Genomic DNA, 21,509 nt, shown 5'->3' on the forward strand with positions numbered 1-21,509 from the left:
GGGTGTGCGGGGGCGTGGGGAGGTGAGGGGTGGGCGTGAGAGTGGGGGGACGCTTCTCGCGCCCCTCCAGGGCGCAGCGTTTGGTGACGCGTTTTTGGTTAGGCGGGGTCCGGGGGTTCTCGGTGCTGCGCACCTTCACCCCCGGCTATTGTTCTTTCGCCCCTCCGGGGCGGGATGCAAGGGGGCGGACGATGCGTGCTGGGGCGGACGGCATCACTCGGAGAGTGATGAATACTGTACTGGCGGACGGGGCTGTTCCGTTGGCCAGCTGCGCCTGGGGACCCTGTGCGCTAGCTTTCCCCTTTGCTTGCGCCCCGGAGGGGGGCGAAGGTGGCTTCCATGTGGCCTAATCAACTTTGCGTTCACGCGCAGACCTACGCGCTGGGTGCGGGGGCGAGGGGGAAGTTCAGTTGCACTTGGGTGCCGCTGGGGCTGAGGCGGGTGAGTTGCAGGGAGCCGTTCATTTGCTCGGCAAAGACGCCGAGAATCTTTAGCCCGAGGCCGGTGGAGGCGGCGGTGTCGAAGTCTTCGGCGAGGCCGATGCCGTCGTCCCGCACCAGGAGCTGGCCGCCGTGGGGGCTGAAGGTGAGGCGCACCTGCTGGCTGCCGCTGCGGCCTTCGGGGAAGGCGTGCTCGAAGCTGTTGGAAAGGGTCTCATTCAGCGTGAGGGCCAGGGGCATGAGCCATTCGGGCTCGATGTGGCCGGCCTGGAGGCTGAGCTCCACACTCACGCGCCCGGCGGGCACTTGATAACAATCCCGCAGGCGCTGGACGAGGCCCTCGGCGAAGACCTGGAAACTTTCTCCGGTGCCGATGGCGAGCTGGTAGAGGTGCTGGTGCAGCTCGGCAATGGCACGGACGCGATTTTGGCTGGAGCGCAGGGCGCTGCGGGCGGTGGGATCTGTGAGGCTGTTGGACTCCAGATTCAGGAGGCTGGAGATGATCTGGAGGTGGTTTTTGATCCGGTGATGGGTCTCGCTGAGCAGGAGTTTTTCACGGGAGAGATCCGCCACGGGCCAGGCTGCGTGCGGGGCGCTGGTGAGGGCATTGCGCGATGAGGGGGCAGAGTCTGGCCCGGTGTGAGGGGGCTGGGTGGCGGGGGGAGGCGGGGGTGCTTCGACGATCTGGGTCAGCTCAAAGTCAAAGCCGCCGCCGTCTGTGGCGGTGATGCGCAGGCGGGTGGGCTGGCGCTGGCCTTCGCGGGTGAAGCAGGGCATGTCCACGGGATGGACCGACTGGGCCAGGTGGGTGAGCTGGGCGTAAAAGCCGGTGGGGTCTGAGGGGCGAAAGTGCAGGTGCAGGGCGCGGCCGCGTGCCTCTGCCTCTGTGAGACCCAGCAGGGTGAGGCCGTGGGGGGTGATGAATTTGATGCGACCATTCACGTTCGTGCGCAGCAGCAGGTGCTCCTCCGGTGGCCGGGGGGCGGCAGGGACCGATGGTGCGGCGGACGGGGTGAAGAGGCTGGCGGGCTGGGTGGGCTGCACCTCTGGGGCGCTGGCCCAGGCGTGGTGAGCGGGGGCCGCAGGGGCGGGCACGCTGGCGGCAGCGGCGGTGGGCGCGGCCACTTTTTTCTGGAGGAAGTGGATGGTGCAGTGGGGGTCTCCCTGGGCATCCAGCACGGGGGCGATGGTGAGGCTGGCGGGCAGCAGGTGGCCGCCGGGCTGGCGCAGGTGGATGTCCACCGTGAGGCTGCGTTCCCCGGTCTCCAGCATCTGCCGCAGGGCCTCGCGGCGGGCGGTGGTGGAGTCTCCCTCCAGCCATGCATCCAGGGCGTAGCGGCGCAGCTCGGTCTTTGGCTGGCCTAACAAACTTTCTGCCAAATGGTTCACTTCAAACACCGCGCCAGCTTTGTCCATGAGGACGACAGGCACGGGGTTTTCATGCAGGAGGGTGCGGAACTTGGCCTCTGTGGCGCGCAGTTGTTCCTCATGGCGGCAGTGCTCGGTGGCATCCTGGATGCAGATGAGTAGCCCGCCACCGGGGAGGCCGGAGGGCTGAAACTCTAGCTCCTTCAGCAGGCCATCTGCCGTGGCCAGGGAGAAGGTGCGGGTGAGCTGGCGGCGCCACACGTCCTCACGCCACAGGGTGGTGACCTCATGCAGGTGCTCCTGGGTCGGGCAGGCCGCGCCTAACCAATCCTCCACGGTTTCTTCGCGGGCCACGGGGCGGCCCAGCAGCTTCATGAGCGGCTCGTTTTGGTAAACGGGGCTGCCCAGGTCATCCAGGACGAGGACGCCGCAGGGCAGGGCATCCAGGTAGTGGAGCACGCGGGATTCTTTTTGGGTAAAGACGCGTTCGGCCTCATGCAGGGTGCGCAGCTCCTGGCGGGCGCGGGCTAGCTCATCCTGCACGCGGCGTAGCTCCAGCATCATGCCGGGCGGCTCTGCCACGGGGGCGGCGGCAGTGGCAGCGGCGGGGGCGTGCTGGGTCAGCGCGGCCACGGCTTGTGCGATGGCGGGGAGATTCGGCGGGGCGGTGGGGGCGGGTGCGGCGGCGGGCTGGGGGCGCGGCTCTGGCAGGGCCTGGGCGGGGAGCAGGAGGGCCAGGTAGTGGCTGCCTTCCCCATCCTCTGGCCCTTCGGCCTCCTGGCAGGGGGTGATGAGCCAGCGCTGCGGGGGCAGGCGCTGGGCATCTGTAAAGACCATGGCCTGGAGTGCGGGGATCTCAAAGACGCTGCCTGTGGACTGGCTATCGCGCGCCAGTTTCTCCAGCGTGGCGGCCCAGAGACCGGGCATGCGGGCAGAGTCGCGCGTATCGGCAAAGACCTCCCACAGGGTGGAAAACCCCTCCTGAATGCCGCGGGCCAGCCCCAGCTCCATGGCGGCGGCATTCGTCTGGTGGATGATGCCCTTTTCATCCAGGCGGAGCATGGGCAGGGGAGTCTTCGCCAGGTCGCCCCGGCGGTCTTTCACCTCGGGGGCAGGCGCAGGGGTGGGTTCCTCCGGCGTGAGGGCCTGCATGGCGGCGGCATTGCCAAATTTTTCACAGGTGACCATGAGGCCGCCCACGCTGGCATCCTTCTTCCGCCGCCAGGGGCGTACCTCCCAGCGATAGACCACGCGGCGGCCATCGGGACCTGACAGCGCATCGTGCTCACTGCGCACCACATGGCCCTGGAGGGCGCGGTCATAGACCTGCCGCCAGCCGGGGTGCATGCCGGGGAAGACTTCATACTGACTGCGCCCAATCAAAGGATGCACCCCCTGTAAGGAAAACTCCTCTACCCAGGACCGATTCGCCAAAACGTAGCGCATCTGGTGGTCAAACATGGCCATGGCCACGGGTGCGTTCTCGATGAGTACGCCCAGCACCTGCTCCATTTCCTCCACCGGGCGCTCGGCCTCTGCAAACTCTTCCGACCCCGTCCGCGCCTGGGGCGAGGAGGATTGTTTAGGTTGAATCACGTTGCGGAGGACGGAAGAGGACATTAGGAGGCCGGGAGGCTGAAAGTCGGAATTTTTTAAATATAAGCGAATCTCAAGTTCTCAACAAGGCGAAACGTCAGTGAAATGCGTCGCAAATGAGAAAAAGCGCGGCAGGGGTGTTTCATTCACGGTGGTAGGGCTCCTTCCGTAAAATGCTGTACGCACGGTACAGTTGCTCAGCCAAAACGACGAGGGCAATCTCATGCTGAAGGGTAAACGAAGACAGCGTCCAGCATTCATCAGCTTGTTGACGAAAAGTGGCGCTGTGGCCATCTGCGCCACCGATGATGAGGCTGGCGCGCTTTGTGCCCTGGATGTCTTTTTGCTCGATCCAGCGCGCTAGATCCAAGCTGCGATAAGCCTTCCCGCGCTCATCCAAGATGATGCGCAGGCTCTCCACACTGGCCTGCAAAAGCTGCGCCTCCACCTGCTCGCGCGGGCCCTCTTTGACCACGATGTGCTCCACCCGCGCCACGCGGCGGAGGCGGTAGAGGTAATCTTCCAGACCCAGACGGGCCCAGGGCAGCGCGGGCTTTCCCACAGTGATGATGCGCCAGTGCATAAAAAAGGAATCGGGCAAAGAACAAGGTGCTCTTTATTATGGTAAATCTAATAAAAGCGAAAAATTAAGCCGTTATTACAGTCACGTCTTGGCATTGATGTTGCATAATCTTAAAAAATCACTAGAATAAGACTGCGAATTCAAAAAAAACGCTCCCGCCATGCTGAACTCTCCGACGCTCTCCCGGCTCCGTCTGCCCCTCATGGGCATGACTGTTGCAGCTCTGTCCTCCTGTGCCATGCCTCCCCGTGAAGCGTGGAATCAGATCCAAAGCAAAGGCCTCATCAGCTACTACGTGGGCCATTCCTCCGGTGCCCCGCTGAGCTCCAGCCCGAGCCGCCAGAACGTGGCCGTGAGCACCCCCGCTGCCGCGCCGAAGCGCCAGGCCCCTGTGGTGGTCGCCTCTAATAATAGCAATCTTCCCGTGGCCCGCGCTGTCAGTGATCTGCCCGGTTATGTCCGTTCCCCCTACACCACTCCCGGTCGCCTAGTGGACGTGCGCGGCATGAGTGCTGGGTCTAAAGTCGTGTGCCCTTACACGCAGAAGCCTTTCCTGGTGCCTAGCGGCCTCAGCGCCCCCGCTGCCCCGCAGGTAGCCGCAGCTCCGCAGCAGCCCCGCGTGCAGGCCGAGCCCCAGCGCCCGCAGCCCAAGCCGCGCAGCTCCGTCACCGTCCCGGTGCCCTCCAGCACCCCTGAAAAAGTGGCCGCCATCACCCCCGCCCCTGAGCCGAAGCTGGAGCCTACGCCCGCCACCACGCCTGCGCCTAGCCCAGCCGCTGCCCCGGCTTCTGACCTGCCCTACGGCAACGCCATCCCTGGCCGTGCCGGGTTTGTCAACAGCCCCTACGCCGCCAAGCACCAGCTCGTGGACGTGACTGGCCTGCCCACGGGCATGGAAGTGAAGTGCCCCTACACGGGCAAACTCTTCCGCGTGCCGCCGCAGTAGCCGCCGCCTTTCCTCCTCGTTGTGGAGCTTTCCCCGCCTGGTGAAAACCGGCGGGGTTTTTTTTGCCGTCATGGGGAGATTTATTTCGTGTCTTGGTCGTTAGTTTCTACACGTTTCGTTAGGCCGCGCGTGGCTGGCTGAAGCCGGGATGGCAGGGCGCGAGGGTGGGGCAAAGGGAAAGGGAGGGCGCAGGGTCCCCATGCGCAGCGGGGTGGGGCGAGGGGGTGGACTCAAGGAGTGAGGCCATCCTGGCCTCAGCGGATGGGGGCTGTGAGGTCGTCAGCGGCAGTACAGGATGAATCACTCGGAGAGGGATGCGTTCGCCCCAGACAGGATGGTTCGCTCCTTCTTCCGAACGAGCCGTGAATGCGGGGGGCAGGTGAGGCGAACGACGGCGGACTAGAGGTTCGTGCGCGTTGGGGGAGTTAGGCGAATAGGATATTCGCGCTCCGGTCGGGGGTGTGCGGGGTCGTGAGGAGGTGAGGGGTGGGCGTCTGGGTTCGAGTGCGTTTCTCGCGTTCCTCCAGGGCGCGCCCTTGGTGACGCGTATTTGGTTAGGCGGGGGTCCGGGGGTTCTCGGTGCTGCGCACCTTCACCCCCGGCTGTTTTTCTTTCGCCCCTCCGGGGCGGGGGGAGTGTGCAAGGGGGGCGAACGGGGGTGTTATCCCGCAATCGCGGGACAGGCGCATGTGCGCTCCATGGCGGACGGGGAGCGCTTTGGGGCGGACGGCATCACTCGGAGAGTGATGAATACTGTACTTGCGGACGGGTGTGTTTTGGGGCGGACGGCATCACTCGGAGAGTGATGAATACGGTACTGGCGGACGGTGCGTTTTGGGGCGGACGGCATCACTCGGAGAGTGATGAATACTGTACTGGCGGACGGGGCTGCTTGATGGTGTTTTGACACACCCTGCCAAATACCCACACTGCATTTTGGGGCTTGCCACTTGCTGGGGCATTCTTCAGGCTGCGGGGATGCGCTCTCTTTTACTGCTTTTTGTGTTCCTCGCCGCTGTGGCGCAGGCTGAGTTCACCCTGGAACAGCAGCAGGTGCCGCTGGAGGTGCTGCCGAAAGATCCGGCGCTGGCAAAGGTGGTGCTGCTGGCGGGTGCGCCGAGCAATAAACCGGGTCAGCACGAATACTTTGCGGGTTGCGCTTTGCTCATGGACTGGCTGCGGCAGGCTCCGGGGGTGGCGCCGGTGATGGTGGCGGAGGGTTGGCCGAAAAATGAGGCGGTGCTGGAGGGGGCGCGCTGCGTGGTCATCTACATGGATGGCGGGGACAAGCTGTCCTTCCTCACGCCGGACCGCTGGGCGCGCATGCAGGCCCTGGCTGCGGCAGGCACGGGGCTGGTCATCCTGCATCAGGCCATTGATTGCCCAGCGGATCGCGCGGCGGATTTTAAGGCGTGGTTCGGCGCCGTGTTCCAGAGTGACATCGGCTGCCGAGGCCACTGGGATGTGCAGTTTGACAGCGTGCCCGCTCATCCCATCAATCAAGGTCTAACCACCTTTGCTTTGCCGAAGGATGGCTGGCTGTACAACCTGCACTTTGCGGAAAAAGGCGTGACGCCGCTGCTGGCCTGCCCCATGCCCGATAGCAGCCGCAAAAACGAAGCGGCGAAGGCCCATGCGGGGCGTGCGGAGACGGTGGCCTGGGCCTATGAGCGGCCTGCGGGCGGGCGCAGCTTTGGCTTCACGGGCTGTGATTTACACGCGAACTGGGCGAATGAAAATCAACGCAAGCTGCTGCTGAATGGTATCCTTTGGACCAGCAAGCTGGAAGTGCCTGCGCAGGGCCTGGCCTCCACCACCACGCCGGAGGCCCTGGCGAAAAACTGGGACCGCAAAGTCTTCCTGAAAAAGCCTGTGAAGGCCACGAAGTAGCCCCCCTCTGCTGACCCATGGCATCCTTCCCGCAAGAGGGCCTGAAACACCTGGCTGAAACCACGGGCCTTTCCGTCTCCACCGTGTCCCGCGTGCTCAGTGGCAAGGCGGCGGCGTATCGCATCAGCGCGGAGACTCAGTCCCGCGTGCGCGAGGCGGCGGGGGCGCAGGGCATCGTGGTGAATGAGATCGCCCGGGGCCTGCGGCTGCGCACCACGCAGACCATCGGCCTCATCATCCCGGATGTGTCGAATCCCTTCTTCGCCGCGCTGGCCCGGCAGGTGGAGCACCTGGCCCGCGCGCAGGGTTACTCCGTGCTGCTGGCGGATTCGCAAGAAAGCACGGAGGTGGAAGCGGAGGCGGTGCGGCTGATGCGCAGCCGCCGGGTGGATGGCCTGGTCGTGGCCCCGGTGGGGCTGGAGGCCGCGCATTTGCAATCGCTGCGGGCTGAGCAGTGGCCGCTGGTGCTGATGGATCGCGTGCCTGCGGGCTTCACCGGCCCCTGTGTCACCAGTGATCACCGCCAGGGCACGCGCCTGGCCATGCGCCACCTCATCGGCCACGGGCACCAGCGCATCGTCTGTCTCCAGGGCCTGCCGGGTTCCTCGGCTAACCAAGAGCGTGTTCACGGCTACCTCCACTCTTTGAAGAAGGCGGGCTTGCCCGTGGATGAGGCCCTCATCATCGGCCATGACTACGCCATCGAGACCGGGCGGGAAGCCGTGCAGCAGCTCTTTCGCAGCAGCCGCCCACGGCCCACGGCCATCCTGGCGCTGGGGAATCTCATTGCCCTCGGGGCCTTGCAGGCACTGCGTGCGCTGAAGCTGAAGGTGCCCCGCCAGGTCTCCCTCATCTCCTTTGATGAGCAGCCCTGGGCCGAGCTGATTGATCCCCCGCTGACCACCCTTTCCCAACCCATCGAGGCGCTGGCAGAGCGTGCCATGGGCCTGCTCTTTCAGCAGCTCCACCCCACCGCTGCGGCCCCGGCCAAACCGAAGCTGGTGCTGCCCGTGACGCTCATTTCACGCGGCTCGGTGGCCCCTTTGACCCGATCTCGTTAGAATAAGATTGACCGAAAGAACTCTTTTGCGCAAACGTTTGCGCTTTACCCAGCCATGAAACTCACCACCCACCTCCTGCTGCCTGCTTTGGCCCTGGGCCTGTCTTCTTGTAAACCCGCCTCCCCGGCCTCTGCGGACACGGGCAAACCCAAGGTGGCGCTGGTGATGAAGTCGCTGGCGAATGAGTTTTTCAGCAACATGGCGGAAGGGGCAAAGAAGCACCAGGCCGCGCACAGTGCGGACTATGAGTTGCTCGTCAGCGGCATCAAAAATGAAACGGACCTCACCGAGCAGGTGAACCTGGTGGAGCAAAGTGTGGCGCAGGGGGCGAAGGCCATCGTCATCGCCCCGGCCGATTCCAAGGCCCTGGTGCCATCCCTGAAACGCGCCCAGCAGGCGGGTGTGCTGGTCATCAACATTGACAACAAACTGGACCCTGATGTCCTGAAACAGGCCGCGCTCAGTGTGCCCTTTGTGGGCCCGGACAATCGTGAAGGAGCGAAGCGTGTGGGCGAGGTTTTGGCCAAGAAACTCAAGGCCGGGGATGAGGTGGCCATCATCGAAGGCATCACCACCGCCTTCAATGGCCAGCAGCGCCGCGCGGGATTTGAGGATGCGATGAAGGCCGCAGGCATGAGCATCGTCAGCGTGCAGAGTGGCCAGTGGGAAATGGAAAAGGCAAACACCGTGGCCGCTGGCATCCTCAGCGCGCACCCGAATGTCAAAGCCCTGCTGTGTGCCAATGACAACATGGCCCTGGGCGCAGCGGCGGCAGTGCAGTCCGCTGGCAAAACCGGGCAGGTCCTCATCGTCGGCTTTGATAACATCACCGCGCTCCAACCCCTGCTCACCGAAGGCCGCGTGCTCGCCACCGCCGATCAACACGCGGATCAACTCGCCGTCTTCGGCATCGAAGCCGCGCTGAAAGTCCTGAAAGGTGGCGCGGCGCCAGCGGACCAAACCACGACGGTGGATGTGATCGCGAAGTGAGTTGGGCTAAAGACGGCAAACATCTCTCCACACCCATCATGCGGCATCTTCTTTTTCTGTTGGGCTCAGCCTGTAGTTTGCTGATGAGCTGCTCCGTGCACCCAGTGTCGAATGAAGCCCCGCAGGTGGAACTGATTCCAAGAGTCACGGCTGAGCACATTCACTTGCGAGCGGTTCTCCACTCGCGTTCGACGCGGCCTGTGGCCCTGGTGGATCACCCGGAATTTTCAAGGTTGCTGGCAAGTCCGAAAAAGGCATCGGACACACTCTTGGGCTGCTCGTTCAGGGCCTCGCCGCGTGCTGAATGGAACCAAGTCAAGATGCTGCCTGCGGGTCAGACTTTGGTTTTAGAAACCACGATTCCCTATCTGCGCAGAACCGATGGCACTTGGGTAATGACCGTTGATTATGGAGCTGGAAACAGTGGCGTTTATACGACACGCCATCCTCAATGCGTGGCCACCTTTCAATACTCCTTCGACCGCAAATCGAAGCCCCTGTTTTGGTGGCTCTCTGGAAAGACCTTCCTCACTACACCCCTGCAAGCCAATCAAGTCTTCCAGCTTAAACCCTGATAGCCCAGTTTGCCCCTATTCTTCCCCTCCTCATGAACCTGCGCCGCTGGACTGACTTCCTGGTACTCATGGCCGTGTGGGCGGGCATGATCGTGCTCTTTGGCCTGTTGCGGGATAGCTTCTTCAGCGTCTCCACGCTCGGGTCCGTGGCGAATCGCATCCCGGCGCTGGCGCTGGTGGCCACGGGCATGACGCTGGTGATGGTGACGGGTGGCATTGACCTTTCGGTGGGCTCCGTGCTGGGCTTTTGCGGGGCGGTGGTGGGCGTGCTGATGGCAGACCAGCAGTGGGGGCTGCCAGGGGCCCTTGGCGCTAGCCTCGTAGTGGGTACGCTGATGGGCGGGCTCAATGGTCTGGTGAGTGTGAAACTGCGCCTGCCCTCCTTCATCGTCACTCTGGGCATGCTGGAGATCGCGCGTGGGCTGGCCTTCCTCACCACGGATTCGCAGACCAAGTACATCGGGGCGAGCGTGGAGTCGCTCGGCGCACCCATCGGGGGGCTGGTCATCTCGCCCGCGTTTGTGATCGCGCTCCTCATTGTCGCCTGCGGGCAGGTGATGCTGTCACACATGACGTTAGGTCGTCACTTGATTGCCATTGGGGCGAATCGTGAGGCGGCGCTCATTTCTGGGGTGCCGGTGGATCGCCCACGCATCTTAGCACACGCTTTGTTAGGCCTGCTGACGGGTCTCGCCGCCGTCTTCAACTGCTCCCGCCTGGGCAGTGCCGACCCAAATGCGGGGGTGGGCTTTGAGCTTTCCGCCATCGCCGCCGTGGTGGTGGGCGGCACCAGCCTCATGGGCGGGCGGGGCTCCGTGGTGAAAAGCTTCCTCGGCGTCCTCATCATTGCCACCCTGGAGGCTGGCCTGGTGCAAATCGGCGCCTCCGAGCCCGTGAAACGCGTGGTCACCGGGGCCGTCATCGTCGCCGCTGTGCTGGCGGATACCTGGAGGCGGAAGGTATGAAAAAACGTCAAGCATCTGTTTCTGCGCGTCAGACAGGCTACAAGCATCTTGTCGGTGCAATAGCCGACCTCAGCTCGCAAATGGCCAAACGAGTTGCCTCAGTGGCCAATCAGGGACTCGTCTTGCGCAACTGGATCGTCGGAGCCTACATCGTCGAGTTTGAACAAGGGGGCGCAGACCGTGCTAAGTACGGGGAGCGTCTGCTGGAACGATTGGCTGATGATCTGGTGAAAAAAGGGATCAAAGGGTTGGATCTAAGGAGGCTTCGAGACTGCCGGACCTTTTCTGCGATGTATCCGCAGATTCGGCAGTCAGTGACCGCCGAATTCATGGATGTCAGCCTTTTGCGAGGGCGGGAACCGTCACATTCTGGGGAGTTGGAAGTATTATCTGTCGAGATTCGGCGGTCAGTGACCGCCGAATCTGAGCCTTCTCAGCACTCACCAACTCCTTTGGACTCGGTATTGATTTTGGACATCTCTTGGACAAAGCTCCAAGAACTCATTCGTATTTCGGATCCCTGGAAGAGGGCTTTTTATGAGAATGAATGCCTGAAGGAAAAGTGGTCGGTACGCGAACTTCAGCGGCAGATCGAAAGCCTCCTATACGAACGCACGGGGCTCTCGACCAACAAGAAGGCGGTGATCGAAAGAGCTAGAAAACAGGCCAAAACAGGGCAACCAGAATCCATTGAGGAATTGATGCGTGATCCTTACATTCTGGAGTTTACTGGTCTGGCGGAACGGCCGCAATACAGTGAGAACGATCTCGAAACGGCCTTGCTGGATCATCTGCAACGCTTTTTGTTAGAAATGGGAAAAGGCTTTTGTTTTGAAGCCAGGCAGTTCCGCATGACGGAGGGGAGAAAGCACCATCGCGTGGACCTCGTTTTTTATCATCGTGTCTTGAGATGTCATGTGCTGCTGGACCTCAAAACCCGCGCTTTTAAACCCGAGGATGCGGGCCAGATGAACTTCTATTTGAACTGGTTCAAGGCCCGAATGATGCAGGGCCATGATCAGCCCCCGGTGGGCATCTTGTTATGCACCGATAAAGATGGAACCGAAGTGGAATTTGCGACGGCGGGGATGGATCAAAAGCTGTTTGTTTCGCGTTATCTGACCGCCCTGCCCACGGCAGCTCAACTCAAAGAGTTGGTCGAGACAGATCGTGCTCATCTTAAAAACTCATCGAGCAAAAGCTAAGCATGAAACCCTTCTTCACCCTCCTTCTCAGCTTCGTTCTATCCCTCCCCCTCGCCCAGGCGGAGAGGCCCAGGATCATCTTTGATACGGACATCACGGGGGATGTGGATGATGTGCTGGCGCTGGCGATGCTGCACAACCTGGCGGATCGCGGGGCCTGTGAGCTGCTGGGCGTCACCATCTCCAAGCAGAATCCGCAGACGGCAGCGTTTGTGGATGCGCAAAATACCTTTCACGGCAGGCCGGATCTGCCCATCGGCGTGACGCGGGACGCGACGGCGCAGAAGCGGGACAGCCGCTACCTGAAGCTGGCGGAATCGCCTAACTATAAGCATGACATCGTGAGCAATGACGCCGTGCCGGAGGCCGTCTCCCTGCTGCGGCAGTTGCTGGCCGCACAGCCAGACGGCAGCGTCAGCATCGTCAGTGTGGGCATCGCCGCGAACATGGCGAACCTGCTGCGTTCCGCGGGCGATGCACATTCACCGCTCGCGGGTCCGGCTTTGATCCGCCAAAAGGTGAAGCTGCTTTCCATCATGGCGGGTGGGTTTGCCACCATCGAAAGCAACAACCATTTCCTGGAGGCGAATGTCATCAATGGCATCCCCGCCATGCAAACGGTGGCGCAGGATTGGCCCGTGGAAGTGCCGGTGGTGTGGAGCGGGTATGAGATCGGCGTTTCCCTGCCATATCCGCGCCAGAGCATCGCCCGGGATTTTAATTATCTGCCGCATCACCTGGTGAAAGAGGCCTATCTTTTGTACTGTGGCTCAGAGCATGACCGGCCCTGCTGGGACCAAAGCAGCGTGCTCTACGCCGTGTTCCCAGAGCGTGAGTACTTCGGCCTTTCGCAGCCCGGTCGGGTCAGTGTGGCGGCGGATGGATTCACCCGCTTCACCCTGCCGAAAAAGGATGACCGCCAGCCCGTGCGCGATCGCTTTCTCACCCTCACGCCCACCCAGCGCGCCCGCGTGCTGGAGGCGATGGTCCACCTCACCGCCCAACCTCCAAAACCATGATGAAACCTTTGTTATACTCCCTGCTGGCCACGGCCTGCCTCAGCCAGGCTGCGCCCGTGAAACTCATCTTCGATACCGACATGGGCAATGACGTGGATGACGTCATGGCGCTGGAGATGATCCACAACCTGCAAAAGCGCGGGGCCTGTGAACTGCTGGCCGTGACCATCACCAAAGATCATCCCCAGGCCGCCGCCTTTGTGGATGCGGTGAATACCTTCCATGGGTATCCTGATACGCCCATCGGCGTGGTGAAAAATGGTGCCACGCCCGAGCCTGGAAAGTTCAACCTGCTGGCCGATGAAAAGAACGCCGATGGCAGCTACCGTTACCCGCATGACCTCCTCAGCGGCAATGATGCGCCTGAAGCCGTGGGCCTGCTGCGCAAGCTCCTGGCCGCCCAGCCAGACAAATCCGTAGTGCTGGCGCAGGTGGGTTTTTTCACCAACTTCGCCCGCTTGCTGGACTCCCCAGCGGATGCCCACTCGCCACTCAGCGGACGCGATTTGCTGAAGCAAAAAGTCACCGTCCTTTCCATCATGGCCGGCGCTTTCCAGACGGTGAAATGGGAAACCCGGCACCTGGAGTACAACGTGGTCAAAGACGTCCCCGCCGCGCAAAAGCTGGCCATCCACTGGCCCACACCCATCGTCTGGAGCGGTTATGAAATCGGCATGGCGGCGACGTATCCGCACGTGAGCATCGAGCGCGATTTTGAATACGTGAAGCATCACCCGCTGAAGGAGGCCTACTACGCCTACAACCCCCCGCCGCATGACCGCCCCACCTGGGACCCGACGGCGGTGCTGTATGCCATTTATCCAGATCGCGGGTACTTTGATCTTTCGCCTCCCGGCGGTGTGACGGTGGAGGACAATGGTGCCACCTGGTACCGCCCTTCCAAAGATGGCAAAGGCCGCCACCGTTACCTCGTCATGTCTCCCGAGCAAGCCGCCCGCGTGCGTGAGGCCATCGTGCAACTGTGTGTGGAGCCGCCGACGAAACGCTGAGGTTTAAGGCCGGGTCAAAAACCACTCGAACTTCTGCGTCACCTGCGCTCCGCCATCGCTGCCGCCGCTTTCCATGCGCATGAGAAAGTGCTGATTGGTCACCTGGGTGATGAAGTAGCGGAACTGAAATCCCTGCTCTGACTGGCTGCCCACCCAGGCCCGCAGTGCCTTGCCCGTGTAGCCGGTGGCCGGGTCGGTGCAGCCCAGTACCAGGCAAGTATCGCTGAGACTCAGCATGCCCAGCCCTTGCTCAAAGACCTCGATCCCCGCAGGCCGCAGAGGCACCGTCTGGGTGTGGCCATCCATCGTCAGCTTCAGCGTGCCGGTTTCCTGCTTCGCATCCAGCGTCAGGTCCACTTTGTCCTGACTCGGCTTTTTGATCAGCGGCAGCTTTTGGCCATTGGCCGTGATGGTTTTTTCCTTGAAGTCAATTTTCGCCGATCCGTCCGGAGCTTTCACATTTGTGGTGGCCTCGATGGACTCCGCCTTTAAGACCTCTGCGTGCAGCAGGGATACGGAACTCCATAGACCCGTGAGGAGCAGAAAAAAACAAGGAATGCGGCGCATGGTGACTGGCAGACAACCTCACCGCGTGTTTTGTTGAATCGAAGAAAAGATTGTCGCAGGGCGCTTGCATTGGGGGAGCAGCAGCGTCACTTCCCCCCTTTTAACAACCAAGTCACATGGCCAGGAACTCAGCAGCCTCCGTCGTCGTCGTGGGGTCCATGAATGTGGACCTCATCGCATCCGTGAAGCGTCTGCCCGCAGCGGGTGAGACGGTGGCGGCCGCGTCCCTGGAAAAACGCTTCGGCGGCAAAGGGGCGAACCAAGCCCTGGCCGCTGCCCGTCATGGGGCCCTGGTGACCCTGATCGGCTGCCTGGGCGATGACCCCGATGGCCGCGACTACCGCAATCACCTGCGCCGCGAAGGCATCAACTGCAGCGCCGTGAACACCGTGAAAGGCGGCACGGGCAATGCCTTCATCGCCGTGGATGCGAAGGGGGAAAACCAGATCATTGTCATCCCTGGGGCGAATGCCGCGCTCACGGCCCCCGCGCTGAAGATGCAGCGTTCGCGGATCGAGGTGGCCAAGGCCCTGCTCATCCAGTTGGAAGTGCCGCTGGAGACCGTGGTGGAGTCCATCAAACTGGCCAATGGCCGCGATGTGCCCGTGGTGCTGAATCCCTCGCCCATTCACCCGGATTTCCCCTGGGGCGAGGTGGCCGTCACTGTGCTCATCGTGAACAGCGGCGAGGCCCAGCAGATCTTCGGCGCGGACGCGGAGGACATGGCTGAAAAGGTGGACGAATGGAAAACTTGGTTAGGCCAAAAAAAGATCCGCACGCTCATCGTCACCCGAGGTGAAAAATCCACCCTGGTGCTCACGGAAGCGGGGCTGAAAAAAGTGGCTGCGCACAAGGTCAAAGCCGTGGATACCGTGGGCGCAGGCGATACCTTCGCCGGAGCCTTCACCACGCACCTGGCGGAAGGCGCGCCCCTGCTGGAATGTGTGCGCTGGGCCAATGCCGCCGGTGCCCTGGCCACCCTGAAAGTCGGCGCCCAAGAAGGCATCCCGCATCGCGGCGATGTGCAGAGCGCGCTGAACGCGTGAGGGGGCGGGTAGGGGGGCGGGGTGCCCATGCGTAGTGGGGTGAGGGGGGACGGATAGTGGTGTGAGGTCATCTGCGGCAGTACAGTATCCATCACTCTCCGAGTGATGCGTTCGCCCCAGACAGGATGGTCCGCTCCTTCTTCCGAACGAGTCGTGAATGCGTGCGGGCAGGTGAGGCGAACGGGGGGCGGGGGAGAGGTGCGTGCGCGCTGGGGGAGTTAGGCGAATAGGATATTCGCGCTCCGTCTGCGGGCCTGCGGGGGCGTGAGGAGTTGAGGGGTGGACGTGAGAGTGGGGGTACGCTTCTCGCGCCCCTCCAGGGCGCGGGGAGGGTGGACGCGTTTTTGGTTAGGCGGAGGCCCGGGGGTTCTCGGTGCTGCGCACCTTCACCCCCGGCTATGAGCTTTCGCCCCTCCGGGGCGGGGTAGGGGGCGGACGGTGCGTGCTAGGGCGGACGGCATCACTCGGAGAGTGATGAATACTGTACTGGCGGACGGTGCGTTTGGGGGCGGACGCATCAGTCGGAGAGTGATGAATACTGTACTGCGGACGGTGCGTTTGGGGGCGGACGGCATCACTCGGAGAGTGATGAATACTGTACTGCGGACGGTGCGTTTTGGGGCGGACGCATCACTCGGAGAGTGATGGATACTGTACTGCGGACGGGGCCGTTCTCCCGCCCCGGAGGGGCGGAAGCGGGTAGCCGGGGGTGGAGCGAGGCTGGGCGAGCGGGAACCCCCGGAGATACGGAATAACCAACGATGTGGCAAGAGGTGCGCCCTGGAGGGGCGCGAGAAGGGCCGCTGCACCCCCGATTCACCCCGGGGATGTTAGACCGAGGCCGCGCCGACCTCGAAGATGTGCACACGCCCCTTGCAGCCGCTCCCCTCAGCCGCGCACTGGGCGCACGGGCCGCAGCAGCCACAGCCCCGCTCCCGCCAGGGCCAGGGGGAGGAGGAATTTCATCACCTCGGCCACCTGCTCCACCACGGCCAGCACATTCGCCTTCCACTCAAACCGGGCCCCACTGGGCGTGCTCATGTAGAGGTGATTTTGCCGCGTGCGGATGAGGTCTGCCATGCGCGGGTGGTGCCCGTAGCTGGCGGCCAGCAGCGTCTCATCGGCCGCCAGTTCATCCAGGCTGGCCACCTCCCCGTTCGCCTTCATGGGGATGACCTCCAGGTCGGGATCATACAGGTGCCAGTCTCCCCCATACCACACCTCCAGCACCACGTGCCCCTGCAGGCCGATGTGCCGCGCCGGGTACCCCTGGGCCAAGGCCATGTCCATCATCACATACGAGGCCTGGTCACACAGCACGGTGCTGCCGTACGCCACGATGAGCCGGGGGGACCACATGTGGCCCAGGGTGGGGTGCAGCAGGCCGGCGGCGGCCAGGATCCAGTTGCTGGCCAGGGTGTGGTGCGCCTCTTCATGGGTGAAGCGGGCGGCCACCAGATCACACAGCGCGCGCATTTTTTCCGCATCCGTCCCGGCGGCGGCCATTTTTTCCACCGCACGGGCCCGCAGCCGCGTGTAGTCCGTCAGCTCCGCTGCCAGCGTGGGGTCAAATTTTTCCCCCGCCCGTGCAGGCTCCCGGTGGTCATGCCCCCAGGAGGTCCACTGGCCCAGGGCGGCGATGCCCAGCAGCCCCACCCCCAGCACCAGGCAGAGGCTGCCGATTAAGCGGCGGGATGAAGGCGATAGGGAAACCATGCGTGCAAAATGTAAGGGCAACTCAGAAGACAACGAATGAAAAAACCACTTTTTTCACCCCCAGAAATGACGCGCTTGCGCCCTTCTGTGCAGCTTTTTCAGGCCTTTCCACCCGCCATTCACCGGGCCATCAGCCGCATTCATCCTTCCCATGAACAAAATCCCCTTTGCCAAATATCCCCCCGGCAGGTATGACTCCCGCCCCCGCCCAGGCGGCCTAACTTACCCCTACTGACTGAAAATGAGCCAAAAAAGTGACTTCGGATTGATCGGCCTCGCCGTGATGGGCCAGAACCTAGTGTTGAACGTGGAAAGCCGTGGCTTCCAGGTTTCCGTGTTTAACCGCACCACCGCCACGACGGACGAATTCATCGCCAAGCACCCTGGCAAAAAGCTCGTCGGCGCCAAGACCCTGGAAGAATTTGTCCAGTCCCTGGCCACTCCCCGGAAGATCCAGATCATGGTGAAGTCCAACGCCGTCAAAGACAGCGACCGCGACGCGGTGGATGCCGTGATCGAGCAGCTCATCCCCCTCCTGGAAAAGGACGACATCGTCATTGACGGTGGCAACAGCTACTACCTGACCACGGAGCGCCGCGACAAATACTTGGCCGAAAAAGGCCTCCGCTTCATCGGCGCAGGCGTCTCCGGCGGTGAAGAAGGCGCCCGCAAAGGCCCCTCCATCATGCCTGGTGGCCCGGCCAGCACCTGGGAAGTCATGAAGCCCATCTTTGAAAGCATCTCCGCCAAAGTGGACGGCGAGCCTTGCGTGATCCACATCGGCACTGGCGGCGCTGGCCACTACGTGAAGATGATCCACAACGGCATCGAGTATGGCGACATGCAGCTCATCTGCGAAGCCTACAACATCTTCAAAAACGCCGGCTTCACCACGGATGAAATCGCCCAGGTCTTCACCGACTGGAACGACGGCGACATGCAGAGCTACCTCATCCAGATCACCGGCAAGGCCCTGGAACAGAAAGACCCTGAGACGGGCAAGCCGATCGTCGAACTCATCGTGGACAAGGCTGGCCAGAAAGGCACGGGCCAGTGGACCCTGCTGAACGCCGCTGAAAACGCCGTCGTCATCAGCACCATCAATGCCGCTGTGGAGGCCCGCATCCTTTCCTCCAAGAAGAAAGCCCGCGTGGCTGCCAGCAAGGAACTCACCGGCCCGAAGGTGAACATCACCACGGACAAAGCCGAGCTCGTCCAGAAAGTGCACGATGCCCTCTACGCCTCCAAAGTCATCTCCTACGCCCAGGGCCTGGACCTGATCAAGACCATGGGCGAAGCGAAGAACTGGGGCCTCGACCTCGGCCGCATCGCCTCCATCTGGCGCGGCGGTTGCATCATCCGTGCCCGCTTCCTCAACAAGATCACCGACGCGTATCGTGAAAACGCAGAGCTGAGCAACCTCATGCTGGCCCCCTTCTTCAAGGACCTGCTGAGCAAGACGCAGCAGAACTGGCGCGAAGTCGTGGCCCTGGCCACGCTGAACGGCATCCCCGTTCCGGCTTTCTCCGCCTCCCTCGGCTACTACGACAGCTACCGCGCCGAGCGCCTGCCCGCCAACCTGCTGCAGGCCCAGCGCGACTTCTTCGGTGCTCACACCTATGAGCGCACGGACAAGCCTGAAGGTGAGTTCTTCCACACCGAGTGGCCAGAAGTCATCGGCTAACCCCCGAATGAGGACGTGCCGCGGCACCTCCTCGTTTCATTTCCAGGCGACTGAGGGAAACCTCAGTCGCCTTTTTTGTGCGGTGCGCGCCCACACCCGCGCCCCGAAACACCGGGCCTCCACATCCAGAGAGACCTCCGGACCAGCGCCTAACCAACAACACGCATCGGGGGACATTCGACCTTTCTCGCGCCCCTCCAGGGCGCAGCGTGTGTGGACGCGCTCTTGGTTAGGTGACCGGGGGTTTCGCTCGTGCCTCGCTCCACCCCCGGCTAGTCTTCTTTCGCCCCTCCGGGGCGCGGGGAGGGGCTTGGGGAGGTTTAGGATGGGGGAGCGGACGAGGGGGTAAGGTAGGGCGCATTGTCCCAATGCGCAGTGGGGTGGAAGCTAGGGGGCGGACGAGGGCGCTAAATGGGAGTTCCGCGAGGACGCAGAACTCGGCACGCGAGACGCGTGCGCTCCATGGCGGACGAGGCTTGGCTGGGGCGGACGGCATCACTCGGAGAGTGATGAATACTGTACTGGCGGACGGTGCGTGCTGGGGCGGACGCATCACTCGGAGAGTGATGAATACTGTACTGGCGGACGATGCGTGCTGGGGCGGACGGCATCACTCGGAGAGTGATGAATGCTGTACTGCGGACGAGGTCATCCCCCCACCCCGCTGCGCCTGGGGACCGTGTGCCCTACCTTTTCCCCTTGCACCTCCTCGCCCCGGAGGGGCGAAAGAAAAGTAGCCGGGGGTGGAGCGAGGCTTGGCGAGCGGGAACCCCCGGATGGACGAAACCCCCCACAATGTGGCAAGAGGGGCGCCCCGCAGGGGCGCGAGAAACATCCGTCCGCCCCCACGCGCGGCGCACCGTCCCCCTGCGCCTACCTTTTCTCCTACACCTCCCCCCGCCCCCGAGTCCTGCGAACTCCCCAGGGACACCGAAGGGGAGCTTGTGAAATTTTTCACAAATTCGTGTTGCCGCTGTTTGGCCCGCGTAGAATAGTCATCTTTACCCCATTATGCCTGCTGTTACCCGTGAATACGAGTCCCCGGACACCGCCGCCAAGGTGGCGATGCACCTGGACAGTCTCGAAGAGACGACGACCGATCTCGTGGGCGAGAAGCTGGTCCTGAACATGGGGCCCTCCCACCCAGCCACCCACGGGGTGCTGCGGATGATTTTGGAACTGGATGGCGAGACCATCACGAAGGCGGAGCCAGATGTGGGCTACCTGCACCGGGGCGATGAAAAGATCGCCGAAAACATGCATTACAACCAGTTCGTGCCCTACACAGACCGGCTGGACTACCTGGCCCCCCTGGCCAACAACGTGGCTTACGCCCTGGCGGTGGAAAAACTGATGGGCTGGGAAGTGCCGGAGCGTGGCCGTGCGATCCGCGTGATCTGCTGTGAGCTGGCGCGCATTTCCGCCCACCTGCTGGGCGTGGGCGTCTTCGCCATGGACGTGGGCGCGATGACGGTTTTCCTCTACACGTTCACGGAGCGTGAGAAGATCTATAACCTGTGCGAGCAGCTCACCGGCGCACGCTTCACCACCAGCTACACCCGCGTGGGCGGCCAGATCCGCGATCTGCCAGACGGCTTTACCGAGTCGGTCCTGAAGTTCCTTGCCGAGGTGGAGCCCGTCATTGATGAGATTGACAAGCTGCTGACGCGCAACGCCATCTTCATCGCCCGTACGCAGGACATCGGCGTCATCACCAAGGCGGATGCCATCGCCTACGGCCTCTCGGGCCCGAACCTGCGCGGCTCCGGCGTGGAGCATGACCTGCGCAAAACGAACCCTTACCTCGACTACGAGAAGTACGAATTCGATGTGCCCATCGGCACCAAGGGAGATTGTTACGATCGTTACCTCGTCCGCATGGAAGAGATGCGCCAGAGCGTGCGCATCCTGCGTCAGGTGTTTGCGAAGCTGCCCGGCGGCCCCATCAATGTGGCCGATGCCAAAGGCCTGCTGCCAAATAAAGATCGCGTGCTCATGAAGATGGAGGAGCTCATCCACCACTTCATCATCGCCACTCAGGGCATTGATGCGCCTGCGGGTGAGGTGTACTTTGGCGCGGAAAATCCTAAGGGAGAGCTGGGCTTTTACATCCACAGCAAGGGCGGTGGGGTGCCTTACCGCCTGAAGATCCGCAGCCCCTCGTTCGTGAACCTGAGCATCCTTTCCAAAATCATGCCCGGTCACATGCTCAGCGACATTCCTTCCGTGCTGGGCAGCCTCGACTTCGTGATGGGCGAGTGCGACCGCTGAGGCTGCACGCGCTGAATCTAGCAACCTTTTACTACCTGAACTTTTAAGATGGCATTCGCAGTCCCCGCAGAGTTGGAGAGCAAGATGGACGAGGTGATCACGCATTACCCCGTTTCCAAGCGCAGTGCCGTTTTGCCCCTGCTGCACCTGATGCAGGAGCACTACCGGTTCATCAGCGATGACATCGTGAACTGGGTGGCGGCGAAGCTGGGGCTGGAGCCGATCCAGGTGCTGGAGGTGGTGACCTTCTACCCCGGTTTCCGCCAGAGCGCCCCTGGGAAGTACCACATCCGCGTCTGCCGCACGCTTTCCTGCGCCATGACGGGCAGCTATGAGCTGATGGATGCGCTGTGCAAAGAGGCCAAAATTGACCGCAGCCACTGCGATCACCACCACCCCATCGCGGTGAGTGAAGACGGCAAGTACAGCATCGAATTTGCTGAGTGCCTGGCGAGCTGCGGCTTTGGCCCCGTGTGCATGGTGGAAGACGACTTTTTTGAAAAGGTGGAGCCTGCCAAAGCGGCGGAGCTGCTGGCAAAGTACCCTTGATCGGTGGCGTGCCGCCTCGCCAAGGGAA

17 protein-coding genes are annotated in these 21,509 nt (G+C 62.5%); 13 read left to right on the forward strand and 4 right to left on the reverse strand.

The window, feature by feature from the left end; genetic code table 11:
- Positions 1 to 374: 374 nt before the first annotated feature.
- On the reverse strand, positions 375 to 3,428 hold the full coding sequence (locus HNQ64_RS14200) for a PAS domain-containing protein (RefSeq protein ID WP_184209684.1): 3,054 nt from the start codon (positions 3,426 to 3,428) through the stop codon (positions 375 to 377).
- Positions 3,429 to 3,546: 118 nt separating this feature from the next.
- The gene (locus HNQ64_RS14205; protein WP_184209686.1) at positions 3,547 to 3,987 is read right to left on the reverse strand and encodes a 23S rRNA (pseudouridine(1915)-N(3))-methyltransferase RlmH; all 441 of its coding nucleotides are present in this window, start codon (positions 3,985 to 3,987) and stop codon (positions 3,547 to 3,549) included.
- Between the two features lie 160 nt (positions 3,988 to 4,147).
- Between HNQ64_RS14205 and HNQ64_RS14210 the strand changes: the two genes are divergently transcribed.
- From HNQ64_RS14210 to HNQ64_RS14250, 9 genes are all read left to right on the forward strand, one after another.
- Positions 4,148 to 4,933, forward strand: coding sequence for a hypothetical protein (locus HNQ64_RS14210; RefSeq protein ID WP_184209689.1), 786 nt, complete (start codon positions 4,148 to 4,150; stop codon positions 4,931 to 4,933).
- A gap of 978 nt (positions 4,934 to 5,911) precedes the next feature.
- Positions 5,912 to 6,823, forward strand: a complete 912-nt coding sequence (locus tag HNQ64_RS14215; RefSeq protein WP_184209691.1) for a ThuA domain-containing protein — start codon at positions 5,912 to 5,914, stop codon at positions 6,821 to 6,823.
- Positions 6,824 to 6,840: 17 nt separating this feature from the next.
- Positions 6,841 to 7,884 (forward strand): LacI family DNA-binding transcriptional regulator, encoded by a 1,044-nt coding sequence (locus HNQ64_RS14220; protein WP_184209693.1) that lies wholly within the window; start codon positions 6,841 to 6,843, stop codon positions 7,882 to 7,884.
- A 54-nt stretch (positions 7,885 to 7,938) separates the two neighbouring features.
- Entirely contained in the window at positions 7,939 to 8,874 is a 936-nt protein-coding gene (locus tag HNQ64_RS14225) for a sugar ABC transporter substrate-binding protein (RefSeq protein ID WP_184209695.1), read from the forward strand.
- A gap of 83 nt (positions 8,875 to 8,957) precedes the next feature.
- Entirely contained in the window at positions 8,958 to 9,449 is a 492-nt protein-coding gene (locus HNQ64_RS14230) for a hypothetical protein (RefSeq protein ID WP_184209697.1), read from the forward strand.
- Between the two features lie 32 nt (positions 9,450 to 9,481).
- A complete protein-coding gene (locus HNQ64_RS14235) occupies positions 9,482 to 10,414 on the forward strand; it encodes an ABC transporter permease (protein WP_221305457.1) in 933 nt (310 codons plus the stop codon).
- A complete protein-coding gene (locus HNQ64_RS14240) occupies positions 10,411 to 11,619 on the forward strand; it encodes a PDDEXK nuclease domain-containing protein (protein WP_184209699.1) in 1,209 nt (402 codons plus the stop codon). Before HNQ64_RS14235 ends, HNQ64_RS14240 begins: the two co-directional genes overlap by 4 nt.
- A 2-nt stretch (positions 11,620 to 11,621) precedes the next feature.
- Positions 11,622 to 12,638 carry a nucleoside hydrolase gene (locus HNQ64_RS14245; protein ID WP_184209701.1) on the forward strand — a complete coding sequence of 339 codons (1,017 nt, stop codon included), beginning with the start codon at positions 11,622 to 11,624 and terminating at the stop codon, positions 12,636 to 12,638.
- Complete coding sequence (locus tag HNQ64_RS14250; protein ID WP_408004364.1) at positions 12,638 to 13,648, forward strand: nucleoside hydrolase; 1,011 nt, start codon at positions 12,638 to 12,640, stop codon at positions 13,646 to 13,648. Before HNQ64_RS14245 ends, HNQ64_RS14250 begins: the two co-directional genes overlap by 1 nt.
- Positions 13,649 to 13,651: 3 nt before the next feature.
- Here HNQ64_RS14250 and HNQ64_RS14255 read toward each other — a convergent pair whose 3' ends face one another.
- On the reverse strand, positions 13,652 to 14,215 hold the full coding sequence (locus HNQ64_RS14255; protein WP_184209705.1) for a hypothetical protein: 564 nt from the start codon (positions 14,213 to 14,215) through the stop codon (positions 13,652 to 13,654).
- Positions 14,216 to 14,331: 116 nt separating this feature from the next.
- Here HNQ64_RS14255 and HNQ64_RS14260 point away from each other — a divergent pair, with 116 nt between their 5' ends.
- Positions 14,332 to 15,261: a ribokinase gene (locus HNQ64_RS14260; protein WP_184209707.1), complete on the forward strand. Its 930-nt coding sequence runs from the start codon at positions 14,332 to 14,334 to the stop codon at positions 15,259 to 15,261.
- An 888-nt stretch (positions 15,262 to 16,149) separates the two neighbouring features.
- Here HNQ64_RS14260 and HNQ64_RS14265 read toward each other — a convergent pair.
- A complete protein-coding gene (locus tag HNQ64_RS14265; RefSeq protein WP_184209709.1) occupies positions 16,150 to 16,977 on the reverse strand; it encodes a hypothetical protein in 828 nt (275 codons plus the stop codon).
- A 241-nt stretch (positions 16,978 to 17,218) separates the two neighbouring features.
- Here HNQ64_RS14265 and gnd point away from each other — a divergent pair, with 241 nt between their 5' ends.
- From gnd to HNQ64_RS14280, 3 genes are all read left to right on the forward strand, one after another.
- Positions 17,219 to 18,661 (forward strand): decarboxylating NADP(+)-dependent phosphogluconate dehydrogenase, encoded by a 1,443-nt coding sequence (gene gnd / locus HNQ64_RS14270; RefSeq protein ID WP_184209711.1) that lies wholly within the window; start codon positions 17,219 to 17,221, stop codon positions 18,659 to 18,661.
- A gap of 1,011 nt (positions 18,662 to 19,672) precedes the next feature.
- Positions 19,673 to 20,932, forward strand: coding sequence for an NADH dehydrogenase (quinone) subunit D (gene nuoD, locus HNQ64_RS14275; RefSeq protein WP_184209713.1), 1,260 nt, complete (start codon positions 19,673 to 19,675; stop codon positions 20,930 to 20,932).
- Positions 20,933 to 20,980: 48 nt separating this feature from the next.
- Complete coding sequence (locus HNQ64_RS14280; protein WP_184209715.1) at positions 20,981 to 21,481, forward strand: NADH-quinone oxidoreductase subunit NuoE family protein; 501 nt, start codon at positions 20,981 to 20,983, stop codon at positions 21,479 to 21,481.
- Positions 21,482 to 21,509: the final 28 nt, after the last annotated feature.

This window comes from Prosthecobacter dejongeii (assembly GCF_014203045.1).
Classification (GTDB): Bacteria; Verrucomicrobiota; Verrucomicrobiia; order Verrucomicrobiales; family Verrucomicrobiaceae; genus Prosthecobacter; species Prosthecobacter dejongeii.